The 14,598-nt window shown below is 69.5% G+C and carries 8 protein-coding genes; 1 reads left to right on the forward strand and 7 read right to left on the reverse strand.

All coding sequences use genetic code 11. From position 1 onward, the window contains the following. Nucleotides 1-58 precede the first annotated feature (58 nt). The 3 genes from treS to QQY66_RS35335 all read right to left on the reverse strand — a co-directional run bounded on the left by treS (nt 59) and on the right by QQY66_RS35335 (nt 5,286). A complete protein-coding gene (gene treS / locus QQY66_RS35325) occupies nt 59-1,759 on the reverse strand; it encodes a maltose alpha-D-glucosyltransferase (RefSeq protein ID WP_301984391.1) in 1,701 nt (566 codons plus the stop codon). Next, nucleotides 1,759-3,855 carry an alpha-1,4-glucan--maltose-1-phosphate maltosyltransferase gene (locus tag QQY66_RS35330; protein ID WP_301984392.1) on the reverse strand — a complete coding sequence of 699 codons (2,097 nt, stop codon included), beginning with the start codon at nt 3,853-3,855 and terminating at the stop codon, nt 1,759-1,761. Before QQY66_RS35330 ends, treS begins: the two co-directional genes overlap by 1 nt. A gap of 231 nt (nt 3,856-4,086) precedes the next feature. Further along, nucleotides 4,087-5,286, reverse strand: a complete 1,200-nt coding sequence (locus QQY66_RS35335) for a S8 family peptidase (protein WP_301984393.1) — start codon at nt 5,284-5,286, stop codon at nt 4,087-4,089. A gap of 238 nt (nt 5,287-5,524) precedes the next feature. Here QQY66_RS35335 and QQY66_RS35340 point away from each other — a divergent pair, with 238 nt between their 5' ends. After that, nucleotides 5,525-8,143 carry a glycosyltransferase family 1 protein gene (locus QQY66_RS35340; RefSeq protein WP_301984394.1) on the forward strand — a complete coding sequence of 873 codons (2,619 nt, stop codon included), beginning with the start codon at nt 5,525-5,527 and terminating at the stop codon, nt 8,141-8,143. A gap of 3 nt (nt 8,144-8,146) precedes the next feature. Here the strand turns inward: QQY66_RS35340 and QQY66_RS35345 are convergent, their stop codons facing one another. From QQY66_RS35345 to QQY66_RS35360, 4 genes are all read right to left on the reverse strand, one after another. Beyond that, nucleotides 8,147-8,656, reverse strand: a complete 510-nt coding sequence (locus QQY66_RS35345) for a DUF1990 family protein (protein ID WP_301984395.1) — start codon at nt 8,654-8,656, stop codon at nt 8,147-8,149. Nucleotides 8,657-8,725: 69 nt separating this feature from the next. Further along, nucleotides 8,726-10,387: a M4 family metallopeptidase gene (locus QQY66_RS35350; protein ID WP_301984396.1), complete on the reverse strand. Its 1,662-nt coding sequence runs from the start codon at nt 10,385-10,387 to the stop codon at nt 8,726-8,728. 216 nt (nt 10,388-10,603) lie between these two features. Then, complete coding sequence (locus tag QQY66_RS35355) at nt 10,604-12,685, reverse strand: M4 family metallopeptidase (protein WP_301984397.1); 2,082 nt, start codon at nt 12,683-12,685, stop codon at nt 10,604-10,606. 168 nt (nt 12,686-12,853) lie between these two features. Then, entirely contained in the window at nt 12,854-14,557 is a 1,704-nt protein-coding gene (locus QQY66_RS35360) for an ABC transporter ATP-binding protein (protein ID WP_301987608.1), read from the reverse strand. Nucleotides 14,558-14,598: the final 41 nt, after the last annotated feature.

Genomic DNA, 14,598 nt, shown 5'->3' on the forward strand with positions numbered 1-14,598 from the left:
TGATGCGTGCCCCGGGCGGGACGGGAGAAACCGCCCCGCCCGGGTTGACCGGCGGTGGCTACGCGGGGTCCTTGCGCAGGCGGAACCAGTAGAAGCCGTGACCCCCGAGGGTCAGCAGGTACGGCAGTTCACCGACGGCCGGGAAGCGTACGCCGCCGAACAGCTCGACCGGGTGGCGTCCCTTGAACCGGCTGAGGTCCAGCTCGGTGGGCTGGGCGAACCGGGAGAAGTTGTTCACGCACAGGACGAGGTCGTCCTCGTACTCACGCAGGAACGCGATCACCGCCGGGTTGGAGGACGGCAGCTCGGTGTACGAGCCGAGGCCGAACGCCAGGTTCTGCTTGCGGATCTCGATCATGCGGCGGGTCCAGTGCAGCAGCGACGACGGGGACGACATCGACGCCTCGACGTTCGTGACCTGGTAGCCGTAGACCGGATCCATGATCGTCGGCAGGAACAGCCGGCCCGGGTCGCACGACGAGAAGCCCGCGTTGCGGTCCGGGGTCCACTGCATCGGGGTGCGCACGGCGTCACGGTCGCCGAGCCAGATGTTGTCGCCCATGCCGATCTCGTCGCCGTAGTAGAGGATCGGCGAGCCCGGGAGGGAGAGCAGCAGGGCCGTGAACAGCTCGATCTGGTTGCGGTCGTTGTCCAGCAGCGGCGCGAGGCGGCGGCGGATCCCGATGTTGGCGCGCATACGCGGGTCCTTCGCGTACTCCGCCCACATGTAGTCGCGTTCCTCGTCGGTGACCATTTCCAGGGTCAGCTCGTCGTGGTTGCGCAGGAAGACGCCCCACTGGCAGTTGGAGGGAATCGCCGGGGTCTTGGCGAGGATTTCCGAGACCGGGTAGCGGGATTCCCGGCGTACGGCCATGAAGATCCGCGGCATCACCGGGAAATGGAACGCCATATGGCATTCGTCCCCGCCCGACGCATAGTCGCCGAAGTAGTCGACGACGTCCTCCGGCCACTGGTTCGCCTCCGCCAGCAGCACCGTGTCCGGGTAGTGGGCGTCGATCTCCTTCCGGACCCGCTTGAGGAAATCATGGGTCGCCGGAAGGTTCTCGCAGTTGGTGCCCTCCTGCTGGTACAGATACGGCACCGCGTCAAGCCGGAAGCCGTCGATACCGAGGTCCAGCCAGAACCGCAGGGCGGAGATCATCTCCTCCTGCACATTGGGGTTCTCGTAGTTCAGGTCCGGCTGGTGGGAGAAGAACCGGTGCCAGTAGTACTGCTTGCGGACCGGGTCGAAGGTCCAGTTGGAGGCCTCGGTGTCGACGAAGATGATCCGGGCGTCCTGGAACTGCTTGTCGTCGTCGGCCCAGACGTAGTAGTCGCCGTAGGGGCCGTCGGGGTTGGCGCGGGACTCCTGGAACCACGGGTGCTGGTCGCTGGTGTGGTTCATGACGAAGTCGATGATGACGCGCATACCGCGCTGATGGGCGGCGTCGACGAATTCCACGAAGTCGGCGAGATCACCGAATTCCGGCAGGACGGCCGTGTAGTCGGAGACGTCGTAGCCGCCGTCTCTGAGCGGTGACTTGAAGAACGGCGGCAGCCACAGGCAGTCCACGCCCAGCCACTGGAGATAGTCCAGCTTGGCCGTGATGCCCTTCAGGTCACCGACGCCGTCGCCGTTGCTGTCCTGGAAGGAGCGGACGAGGACCTCGTAGAAGACGGCTCGCTTGAACCAGTCCGGGTCGCGGTCCCTGGCCGGAGTGTCCTCGAAGGTGTCCGGGACGGGCTCGTTGACGATCATTATGTGGGTGACCCTCCGATCTGCGGGGTGGACGGTCGCAGGACGGTCAGGATGTGCGCGGGCCTCCTGCCCGGCTCGAGACGCACATAGTTGGCCCTGCCCCAGTGATAGGTCTCGCCGGTGAGCTCGTCGCGCACCGGCACGGACTCGTGCCAGTCCAGGCCGAGTTGCGGCATGTCCAACGAGACCGTGGCCTCCTGGGTGTGGTGAGGGTCGAGGTTCGCGACCACCAGAACCGTGTTCGATCCGCTCCGCTTCGAGTAGGCGATCACCGAATCCTGGTCGGCGTGGTGGAAATGGAGATCACGCAACTGCCGCAGCGCCGGATTCGCCCGGCGGATGGTGTTGAGTTGGGTGATCAGTGGGGTGATGGTGGCCCCCGCGCGTTCGGCCGCTTCCCAGTCGCGGGGCTTGAGCTGGTACTTCTCCGAGTCGAGGTACTCCTCGCTGCCCTCGCGCAGCGGAACCCTCTCGCACAGCTCGTAGCCGCTGTACACGCCCCAGGTCGGCGACAGGGTGGCCGCCAGCACCGCCCGCACCTCGAACGCCGGCCGCCCGCCCTGCTGCAGATACGCGTGCAGAATGTCCGGCGTATTGACGAAGAAGTTCGGCCGCATGTACGCCGCCGCCTCACCCGACAGCTCCGTCAGATACTCCGTCAGCTCCTGCTTGCCGTTACGCCAGGTGAAATACGTGTACGACTGCTGGAACCCGATCTGCGCCAGCGTGTGCATCATCGCCGGACGGGTGAACGCCTCCGCCAGGAAGATCACATCCGGGTCGGTGCGCCCGATGTCCGCCAGCACCCGCTGCCAGAACACCACCGGCTTGGTGTGCGGATTGTCCACCCTGAAGATCCGCACCCCATGGCCCATCCACAACCGCAGCACCCGCAGCGTCTCCGCGACCAGCCCGTCCATGTCCGCGTCGAACGCGATCGGATAGATGTCCTGGTACTTCTTCGGCGGATTCTCCGCATACGCGATCGACCCGTCCGGGCGGTGATGGAACCACTCCGGATGCTTGTGCACCCACGGATGATCCGGCGAACACTGCAACGCGAAGTCCAGCGCCACCTCCATCCCCAGCGAACGCGCCTGGGCCACGAACCAGTCGAAGTCCTCGAACGTCCCCAGCTCCGGATGGACCGCGTCGTGCCCGCCCTCCGGCGACCCGATCGCCCACGGCACCCCCACATCCTGAGCACTCGGGTCGAGGGTGTTGTTGCGGCCCTTGCGGAACGTCCTGCCGATCGGATGGACGGGCGGCAGATACACCACGTCGAAGCCCATGGACGCGATCACCGGCAGCCGCCGCGCCGCCGACCGGAACGTCCCATGCGGATACTCCGGCGTGCCCTCCGAACGCGGGAAGAACTCGTACCACGACCCGAACAGCGCCCGCTCCCGCTCCACCAGCAACGGCAACGCCTCCGACGCCGTCACCAACTCCCGCAGCGGATACCGCGACAGCACCCCGTCCACCTCGGGCGTCAGGGCCGCCGCCAGCCGGGAGGAGGCCGGACGGGTCTCGTCCCTGAGGGCGTCGACGGCGGCGAGGACGACCTCGCGCTCGCCGCCGGCCCGGGGCACACCGGTGGCCGCACGTTCGTACAGCCGGGCGCCCTCCTCCAGGACCAGGTCGGTGTCGATCCCGGCCGGGATCTTGATGTGGGCGTGGTGCCGCCAGGTGTTGACGGGATCGCCCCAGGCCTCCACGGTGAACGACCACAGGCCGGTCCGGTCGGCGACGACCTCGGCTCCCCAGCGGTCGGTGCCCGGCGCGAGCTCCCGCATCGGGGTCCACGGTCCCAGGCGGCCGTCCGGATCCTTCAGTACGACATTGGCGGCGACCGCGTCATGTCCCTCACGGAACACGGTGGCCGAGACCTCGAACGGCTCACCGGTGACGGCCTTCGCGGGCCGGCGCCCGAGCTGGACGATCGGGCGGACGTCGAGGACGGGTATGCGCCCGACGCCGGCCGTGCCGCCCGCGGAGGGTGGCTCCGGGGCCGGTGCGGCGGCGCCGTCGGGGCGCACGGCAAGTGATTCGGTGCTGGATGTCGGGGGTGATGACCAGTGGTGCGTGGCGGGCATGACCGCTCCTGTCCGCGTCAACGTGGGTGCGGGCGGATGGGGGTGGGGAGGTGGGTCCTGCGGACGTCTTCAAGGGTGCAGCTGTGGCGTGACTGTGGGGTGTACCGCAGGAGCCTTCCCACCCTATTCGGGTGGGCAATCCGGCACTTTGTTAACTACTCACGCGTATGTCTACACACAAGTCCGGCCCCGTTCGAGAGGAACGGAGCCGGTCTGGGCAATCTGTCGCAATCAGCGCGGTACTTGCAGGAGTTTGTTCGGCGAACCGAGGCCCCGCCCGGAGACCTTGCCGGACACCGCCCCGGAGACCAGCGCCCTGGCGACCTGCGAAGGCGGCGCCTTCCGGTGGTCCGCGAGATACAGCGCGGCCACGCCCGCGGCGTGCGGCGACGCCATCGACGTACCGGAGTAGGTCGCCCTGCCGGTGTTGCTCGCGATGGACGCCGAGGTGATCGACACGCCCGGGGCGAACAGGTCGAGGGCGGAGCCGAAGTTGGAGAAGCCCGCCCGTGCGTCCTTCTTGTCACTCGCGCCGACCGTGATCGCCTCCCGTACACCCGCGGGGGAGTACAGGGAGGCCGGCAGCCCGTCGTTGCCGGCCGCGACGGTGTACGTCACGCCGGACCTGATGGAGTTGCGTACGGCCGCGTCGAGCTGGGTGTTGTAGGAGCCGCCCAGGCTGAGGTTGGCGACCGCGGGCTTCCTCGCGTGTTTCGTCACCCAGTCGATGCCCGCGATGACCTGGGCCGTCGTGCCCGCGCCCGCGTTGTCGAGGACGCGTACGGCGACGACCTTGGCCTTCTTGGCGACGCCGTAGGTCTTGCCCGCGGCGATGCCGGCGACATGCGTGCCGTGTCCGTTGCCGTCCCCGGCGGACCTGTCGTTGCCGACGAAGTCCCAGCCGTGGCTCGCCCGTCCGCCGAAGTCCTTGTGGCCGATCCGGATGCCGGTGTCGATGACGTACACGGTCACACCGCTGCCCGCGGAATCCGGCCAGGTGTACGACTTGTTCAGCGGCAGGTTCTTCTGGTCGATGCGGTCGAGCCCCCAGGACGGCGGGTTCTTCTGCGTGTGGTCCAGGGTCACTCGGGTGTCCTGGACGACCGACGCGACGCGGGAGTCCGCCGCGAGCCGCTTCGCCTGTCTCTCGTCGGCCTGTACCGCGTAGCCGTTGAGTACCGTGCCGTAGGTGTGGTTTATTTTCGCCCCGTACTTCTCGGCCAGGCTCTTTCCGGCCGCCGACGGCGCCGTTGTTCCCCCCTTGAGCGTGACCAGATAACTTCCTCCCACGGAGCCGGGTGCACCGGCGCCGAGTATGTGCCCCTCTGGTGCGGCCTGCGCGGGCAGGGTCGTGGCCGAAATCGCCGCGGCACAGGTCACCGCGGTCAGGCCCCCCACCCAGCGCAGACGCCGAGTTCGCGTCCGTGTCATGTTCGGGCCCCCTCCTCAACTCCACTGGGCAGCCTCTCGTGCGGTGTGAAGCACCACAAGGTGGCCTGCGGGGGCGGAATCGGCCAGATCGGTCATGGGGTACCTGTGAAGTTCGGGGTGAGATGATCCGGCCCGTCCGGCGATTGCCCCCAGCGAGGGCGACACCATCACCGGTACCGTCGTCGGGGACGCTGACGCACACCGCCGTGCGTCATCCAGCGAAGCGTTGAGGTGGAATGTGAAGGCGATCCGTCGATTCACCGTCCGACCCGTTCTCCCCGAATCCCTCCAGCCGCTCAGCGATCTCGCGCGGAATCTCCGCTGGTCCTGGCATACGGAGACGCGCGACCTCTTCCAGTCCGTCGATCCGGAGCGCTGGGCCGCCTCCGACGGCGACCCGGTACGTCTCCTCGGCAGTGTGCCGCCCGGCCGGCTCGCCGAACTCGCCGAGGACCGCCCCTTTCTGCGCCGCCTCACCGCGGTCGCCGACGACCTGAACGACTATGTGACCGGCGACCGCTGGTACCAGACCCAGTCCGCCGAACTGCCCACCGCCGTCGCCTACTTCTCCCCGGAGTTCGGCATCACGGCCGCCCTGCCCCAGTACTCCGGCGGTCTCGGCATCCTCGCCGGCGACCATCTCAAGGCGGCCAGCGACCTGGGCGTCCCGCTGATCGGCGTGGGCCTCCTCTACCGCCATGGCTACTTCCGCCAGACCCTCTCCCGGGACGGCTGGCAGCAGGAGCACTACCCCGTCCTCGACCCCAACGAGCTGCCGGTCGCCCTTCTCAACGAGTCCGACGGAACCCCGGCCCAGGTCTCCATCGCCCTCCCCGGCGGCCGCTCGATGCACGCCCGCATCTGGCTGGCCCAGGTGGGCCGCGTCCCCCTGCTGATGCTCGACTCGGACGTCGAGGAGAACGACTTCGGCGAACGCGGCGTGACCGACCGGCTCTACGGCGGCGGCAGCGAGCACCGGCTGCTCCAGGAGATGCTGCTGGGTATAGGAGGTGTCCGGGCGGTACGGACGTACTGCCGCCTGACCGGCCATCCGGCGCCCGAGGTCTTCCACACCAACGAGGGCCACGCGGGCTTCCTCGGCCTGGAGCGCATCGCGGAACTCGTCGACGAGGGGCTGGACTTCGACGCGGCCCTGGAGGCGGTCCGCGCGGGCACCGTCTTCACCACCCACACCCCCGTCCCGGCCGGAATCGACCGCTTCGACCGCGAACTGGTCGCAGGCCACTTCGGCCCCGACGCCGAACTCCCGCGCATCGACGTCGAACGCATCCTCCACCTCGGCATGGAGACCTACCCGGGCGGCGAACCGAACCTCTTCAACATGGCCGTGATGGGCCTGCGCCTCGGCCAGCGCGCCAACGGCGTCTCCCTGCTGCACGGCAACGTCAGCCGGGAGATGTTCTCCGGGCTGTGGCCGGGATTCGACCCCGACGAGGTGCCGATCACCTCGGTGACGAACGGCGTGCACGCCCCGACCTGGGTCGCCCCCGAGGTCTTCCGGCTGGGCGCCCGGCAGATCGGCGCCCAGCGCACCGAGGACGCGCTGACCGTCGGCGGTTCGGACCGCTGGGACGCGGTGGCGGAGATCCCGGACCAGGACATCTTCGAGCTGCGGCGGGTCCTGCGCGAACAACTCGTCGTGGAGGTACGGCAGCGGCTGCGGGCCTCCTGGCGGCAACGCGGGGCCGGGAGCGCCGAGCTGGGGTGGATCGACGGCGTGCTGGATCCGGACGTGCTGACGATCGGGTTCGCGCGGCGCGTCCCGTCGTACAAGCGGCTGACGCTGATGCTGCGCGACCGCGACCGGCTGATGGACCTGCTGCTGCACCCCGAGCGGCCCATCCAGATCGTGGTCGCCGGAAAGGCACATCCGGCGGACGACGGCGGAAAGCGGCTGGTGCAGGAGCTGGTCCGGTTCGCGGACGACCCGCGGGTGCGCCACCGCATCGTCTTCCTGCCCGACTACGGCATGGCGATGGCTCAGAAGCTCTACCCCGGCTGCGACATCTGGCTGAACAACCCGCTCCGGCCGCTGGAGGCCTGCGGCACCAGCGGCATGAAGGCGGCGCTCAACGGCTGCCTCAACCTGTCCGTGCTGGACGGCTGGTGGGACGAATGGTTCCAGCCGGACTTCGGCTGGGCCATCCCGACGGCGGACGGCACGGGCACGGACCCGGACCGGCGCGACGACATAGAGGCCGCGGCGCTGTACGACCTGCTGGAACAGCGGGTGACGCCGCGCTTCTACGAGCGCGGACAGGGCGGGCTGCCCGACCGGTGGATCGAGATGGTCCGCCAGACCCTCACCCTGCTCGGGCCGAAGGTGCTGGCCGGGCGCATGGTGCGGGAGTACGTCGAGCGGCTCTACACGCCCGCCGCGCACGCGCACCGCGCGATGACGCCGGACTCGGCCCGGGAACTGGCGCTGTGGAAGGGCCGGGTGCGGTCGGCCTGGCATGCGGTGACCGTCGACCACGTGGAGACGTCCGCCGCCTCGGCCACCGCGCAACTCGGTACGACCCTCGGTCTGCGGGTCCGGGTCGGTCTCGGCGACCTCGCGCCCGACGACGTGGAGGTGCAGGCGGTTTCGGGGCGCGTCGACCCCGAGGACCGGATCACCGATGCGGCGACGGTGCCGCTGAAGCCGGTCGGCGGGCCGGATCTGGACGGGCGGTGGGTGTACGAGGGTCCGCTCTCCCTCGACCGGACCGGGCCGTACGGGTACACGGTGCGGATTCTGCCCGCGCATCGGTTGCTGGCGTCGAGCGCGGAGCTGGGACTGCTGGCGGTGCCTTCAGAGGACGTCGTGGAGGGGGCGGGGGTGCTGATGAGGTGAGCCTCAGAACTCCTCGTGCGGTGCGCACAGCCTGCGCAGGGTCGCGCCGAGGCGGCGGGCGTACGCATGCTGCAGTCCCCGTGTCGCCGGACCCCCCGCCCGCGCGTACCACTTCGCGCCCCGGCTGAAGGCGGACACCGTCAGCCAGACGGTGCCGTCGCCGGTGCGTTCGACGAGGAAGGCCTCCTCGCCGCACTCGGGGTGGCCGGTGAGGGTGCCGTACGCCCAGCCGGCCCTGCGGTGTTCCTCCACCGTCCAGACCACGCGGCAGGGGGCCTTGATGAGGCCGGCGAGGGTGACGGTGACGTCCACGCCGGGTTCCGCGCGGTCGGCGCTCGCGTCGATGCCCACGCCCATCGCGCGGTGCATCTCCCAGGTCAGGACCGCTTCGGACGCCCGGCGGAAGACCGGCTCGCCCTCGCCGATGCGGGTGCGGACGTTCATGGGGTGGAAGCCGGGCGGGCAGAAGCCGCGCTCCCGGGTCGCGCCGACGTCGTCGTACGTGAAGGACATGGAAGACAAGCGTAGGGCGGCACCCGGGAATGCCTTCGTTCCGGGTGCCGCCCGTCAACTTCGTGTCAGCTAGCCGACATTGACCGCGCTCCAGGCGGCGGCCACCGCCTTGTACTCGGCGCTGCCGGATCCGTACAGGTCGGAAGCGGCGCTCAGGGTCGCCGTGCGGGCGCCCGCGTACTTGGTCGTCGAGGTCATGTACTCGGTCAGCGCCTTGTACCAGATCTGGACGGCCTTGTCCCGGCCGATGCCGGTGACCGTGGAGCCGTTGGAGGTCGGGGAGTCGTAGCTCACACCGTTGATCGTCTTCGCTCCGCTGCCCTCGCTCAGCAGGTAGAAGAAGTGGTTCGCGGGGCCCGAGGAGTAGTGGACGTCCAGGCCGCCCAGCGAGGACGACCAGCTGTCGGCCGAGTTGCCGTCCTTGCTCGGCTTGTCCATGTGGCGCAGCGGGGAGCCGTCGCCGTTGATGTCGATCTTCTCGCCGATGAGGTAGTCGCCGACGTCGGAGGAGTTGGCGGCGTAGAACTCCACCGCCGTGCCGAAGATGTCGGACGTGGCCTCGTTCAGGCCGCCGGACTCGCCGCTGTAGTTCAGGCCGGCGGTGTTGGAGGTGACGCCGTGGGTCATCTCGTGGCCGGCCACGTCCAGCGAGGTGAGTGGCTTGACGTTGCCCTCGCCGTCGCCGTACGTCATGCAGAAGCAGCTGTCCGACCAGAAGGCGTTGACGTACGCGTTGCCGTAGTGGACGCGCGAGTAGGCGGCCTTGCCGTCGTTCTTGATGCCGCTGCGGCCGAACGTGCTCTTGTAGAAGTCCCAGGTCTCCTGCGCGCCGTAGGCAGCGTCGACGGCGGCCGTCTGGTCGCTGGACGCGCTGCCGAAGGTGCCGGTGCCCCAGGTGTCGTCGGCGTCGGTGAACAGCGTGCCGGTGCCGGAGGTGCCGCGGGCCAGGTTGTACGTCTTGTGGCTGCCGCGCGAGGTGTCGTTCATCTGGTACGTCGAACCCGACAGGGCCGTGCCGAGGGTGACCGTGCCCGAGTAGCCGCTCTTGCCGGTGCCGGTCTCGATGCCCTGGTACTCGTACAGCTTCTCGCCGGTGGCCGCGTCCGTGATGACGTGCAGCTCGTTCGGGGTGCCGTCCTCCTGGAGGCCGCCGACGACCGTCTCGTAGGCGAGGGTCGGCTTGCCGTCCGCCGCCCAGACGACCTTGCGGGGCGCGTTCTTCGCCTCCGACTTGGTGGAGCCCGCGGCCTTGGCGAGCTTCACGGCCTGCGTCTCGGCGGCCGTCTTGGTGATCTCGGGGGACAGGTCGGCGACCTTGATGGCCGCCTTCGTCGCCTTGGTGATGCCCTTGGTATTGCCGGACGCCGACTCGTGGACGACCAGGTCGCCGCCGAGGACCGGCAGGCCGGCGTAGGTGCGCTCGTAGCGCGTGTGGACAGTGCCGTCGGCGTCCTTCATGACGTCTCTGACGACCAGCTTCTCCTTGGCGCCGAGGCCTGTCTCGTCGGCCGTCTCGGTCGTCGCCGCGTCCGCCTGCTTGATCAGGGCGGTGCGGTCGGCCGGGGTGAGGGCCATCGGGACGGCGGCGACCTTGTCGGTGCCCGACGACTCGGGCTCGGCGGAGGCACCGGTGGTCAGACCGGTGGTGAGGAGGGCTCCGGCCGCGACCGCGGTGGCGATGGCCAGAGTGGTGCGCCTGTGACGCGCGTAGTGGGGGGTCTGGCGGGGCACACAAGCTCCTTATGTGGGGGGTTGCTCGGGAAGTTGTGCGGCGGTGGGGGAAGAGTGACACCAGGGGCGCGTACATGTCAGGATCCCGAAGTGATGTTGGCTGAAAGTCGACTGTCCGGTAAACATTTCCGGAATATGAACGCGGGTGCCGTCCCGGGGAGTTGAACCACCGGGACGGCACCCTGACTGTGAGCGTGCGCTTTCTGTTCTACGGTCTTACGGGAACGTCAGTTTCCAGCTGCTGATGTGTCCGGTGTCCACGGCCGCGTTGTCCTGGACCCGCAACTGCCAGGTGCCGTTGGCGACTTCGGAGGAGGCGTTCACCGTGTACGTGGTGTTGAGGTTGTCCGTGCTCCCGCCGGTGCCGTACGCCTTCAGCGTGTAGGCCGTGCCGTCGGGGGCGACCAGCTGCACCTGGAGGTCACCGATGTAGGTGTGGACGATGTCCACGGCGACCGCGAGGTTCGACGGCGCGTTGCCCGTCCGCCCGGACACGGTGATCGACGACGTCACCGCGGCCCCGTTGTCCGGAATCGCTACGTCCGCCGCGTTCTCGAAGGACGTACCGCCGCCCCCGCCACCACCGTCGGAGCGCGCGCCGACCGCGACGCCGGCCCACGCGTCCTGCACCGCCTTGTACTCGGCGCTCGTCGTGCCGTACAGCTCACCGGTCGCCGCGAGGGTGCCGGTGCGGGCGCCCGAGTAGTTGGTCGTGGACGTGAACTTGGTGGTCAGCGCCCGGAACCAGATCTTCTCCGCCTTGTCGCGGCCGATGCCGGTGACCGGAAGGCCGTCCGCGGTGGGCGAGTCGTAGGTGACACCGTTGATGGTCTTGGTGCCGCTGCCCTCCGACAGGAGGTAGAAGAAGTGGTTCGCGGGGCCCGACGAGTAGTGCACGTCGATCGAGCCGATGCCCGAGTACCACGCGTCCTTCGACGAGCCGTCCTTGCTCGGCTTGTCCATGTAGCGCAGCGGGGTGCCGTCGCCGCGGATGTTGATCTCCTCGCCGATGAGGTAGTCGCCGACGTCGGAGGCGTTGTTGGCGTAGAACTCGACGGTCGAGCCGAAGATGTCGGAGGTGGCCTCGTTCAGGCCGCCGGACTCGCCGCTGTAGTTGAGTCCGGCCGTGTTCGAGGTGAGCCCGTGGGTCATCTCGTGCGCGGCCACGTCGATCGACACCAGCGGGTTGGCGTTGCCCGAGCCGTCGCCGTACGTCATGCAGAAGCAGCTGTTGGACCAGAACGCGTTGACGTAGTTGTTGCCGTAGTGGACGCGCGAGTACGCGCCTACGCCGTCACCGCGGATGCCGCTGCGCCCGTGCACGTTCTTGTAGTAGTCCCAGGTCAGCGCCGCGCCGTAGTGCGCGTCAGCGGCTGCGGACTCCAGGTTGGACGGGCTGCCGTTGCCCCAGATGTCGTCGGGGCCGGAGAAGAGGGTGCCGGTGCCGGAGGTGCCGCGGTTGAGGTTGTACGTCTTGTGGTTGCCGCGCGCGCCGTCGGTGAGGTTGTACGTCGAACCGGACTGCGTGGTGGTCAGGTTGACCGTGCCGGAGTACACCGTGTTGCCGGTGCCGGTCTCGATCGCCTCCCACTCGTACAGCTTCTCGCCGGTGGTGGCGTCGGTGATGACGTGCAGTTCCTGCGGGGTGCCGTCGTGCTGGAAGCCGCCGACGACCGTCTCGTACGCCACGGTCGGTGTGCCGTTCGCGGCCCAGATCACCTTGCGGGGCGCCCGGTTGACGTCGGGGCTCTTGGCGTCCTCCGCCTTGGCGGCGGCCAGCGCCTGGTTCTCCGCCTTGGCGGCGGGGACGGCGGCGGTCGTGGTGGCCGGCTTGATGGCGGCGCGGGTGGCCTTGACGACGGCCTCGGTCGCGCCGGACTTCGCGGTCTCGACGACGAGGTCGCCGCCGAGGACGGGGAGGCCGTCGTACGTCCGCTCGTAGCGGGTGTGGACCGTGCCGTTGCCGTCCTTGAGGACATCGCGGACGACCAGCTTCTCCTTGGCGCCGAGGTCCAGGTCCTTGGCGGCCTCCGCCTTGCCGGCATCGGCCTCGCGGATCAGCTGCGCACGCTGGGCGGGGGTGAGCTTGACGGACTCTGCGCCCGGTATGACCTTGCCCGCAGCCGACGGTGCCTTCTCCGGGGCGGCGGTCGCGGCGCCCGACTGGACGGCCGCGGCGATCAGGGCGGCGGCGCCGACGAACACGACGGCGGCCGTTCGGGGAGTGGGTCTGTGGGGGGTGCGTCTGTCTGAGGAATTGCGTCTCAACACGGACTCCTTCTGGCAGGGGTGGGGCATTGCGCGGAACCACGTGCGGGAGCCGGTCGCCACAGCTGTGAGGTTGCTGTGACGTGGTGGTGGGAAGAGTGGCAGGTGAACGGCGGGTGTGTCAGGGGCGCGTCAAGAGATTGACTGGAAATCATCCGTTGTCCGGGAATTGCTGTTCGCTATACGGACGTGGTGCGGCTACGTCGTCCCGCGGTCCCCGTGCCACGTCCGCCACAGCCGCGCATACGCCCCGTCCGCCGTCACCAGCTCCTCGTGCGTGCCGAGTTCGGTGAGCCGGCCGTCCTCCATCACGGCCACCCGGTCGGCGTCGTGGGCCGTATGCAGACGGTGGGCGATGGCGATGACCGTGCGGCCCTCGAGTACGGCGGCCAGTGCGCGCTCGGTGTGGCGGGCGGTCGTCGGATCGAGCAGGGCCGTGGCCTCGTCGAGGATCAGGGTGTGCGGATCGGCCAGCACGACCCGGGCGAGGGCGAGTTGCTGGGCCTGCGGGCCGTCCGTACGGCAACCTCCGTCGCCGAGCGGGGTGTCCATGCCCTCGGGCAGGTCCCGCACCCAGGTGTCCGCGCCGACCGCGGTGAGCGCGGCCCACAACTCCTCGTCCGTGGCCGTCGGTTCGGCGATGCGGAGATTGTCGCGGACCGTGCCCAGGAACACATGGTGCTCCTGGGTGACCAGGACGACCTGGCGGCGGAGCTCCTCCGGGCCGAGGGCGACTACGGGTACTCCGCCCACGGTCACGGTGCCCGCGCTGGGTGCGTCGACGCCCGCCAGGAGTCTGCTGAGCGTCGTCTTGCCGGCGCCGGACGGGCCGACCACGGCCAGTCGCTCACCGGGACGGACGGTCAGGTCGACGCCGCCGAGCACCTCTCCGCCGCGGTCGTAGGAGTAGCGCACGCCGGTCACGTCGATCCGGTCGTCCACCGGGACGGGAGAGCCGGCGTCCTTCGTCCGCGGGGCCCGGGCCAGGCCCTCCACGCGGGCGAACGAGGCGCCGCTGCTCTGCAGTTGCTCGACCCGCATCAGGATCTCGTCCAGCGGATTGCTGAGCTGCTGCAGATACAGCGCCGCGGCGACCACCGCGCCCAGGCTCATCGCGCCCCGCTCGTGCAGCACCCCGCCGACCAGCAGCACCGCCGCCACGGGGACGAAGTACGACACCTCCACCGACGGGAAGAACACGGTGCGCAGGAACAGCGTGTGGAACCGGGCGCGACGGGACGTCTCCAGCGCCTCCCGGCTCGCCGTCACCCGCCGTCGCTCCAGCCGTAGCGCCTCCACTGTGCGGGCGCCGGACGCGGTTGCCGCGAGGATCTCCGCGACCTCCGAGTTGGCCGCGCCCTCGGCGAGATAGCCGTCGCGCGCCCGGCGCAGATACCAGCGCAGCGCGAACCGGATGCCGGTCAGGCCGACCAGCCCGCAGACGCCGAGCAGCGGGTCCAGTACGAACACCGCGCCCATCAGGAACAGCGCCTGCACGGAGCTGATGAGCAGTTCCGGCCCGGCGTCCCGCAGGGTGGTGCCGACGGTGGTGACGTCGGCCGTGCCGCGCGCCGTCAGATCACCGGTCCCGGCCCGCTCCACGACGGACGCGGGCAGCGCCAGCGTCCGGTCCACGAACTCCTCGCGCACCCGCGCCAGCGTCCGCTCCCCGAACCGGTGCCCGACGTACCGTGCCCAGCGCGCCAGTACCAGCTGCACGAGCGCACACACCACGATGGCCGACGCCAGCCGGTCCACGGCCGACACACCGGCCCCGTCCCGCACCTCGTCGATGATCCGCCCGACCAGCCACGGTCCGGCCAACCCGGCAATGGCGGCAAGGGAGTTGAGGGCCAGTACGGCGGCGAAGGCCCGCGCGTCAGCCCGTACGAGCCGTCCCATGGCCCGCCGGACGTCGGCGCGTTCGGCGACGGGAAGGTGTC

The sequence above is a fragment of the Streptomyces sp. DG2A-72 genome (assembly GCF_030499575.1).
In the GTDB taxonomy this organism is placed as follows: Bacteria; Actinomycetota; Actinomycetes; order Streptomycetales; family Streptomycetaceae; genus Streptomyces.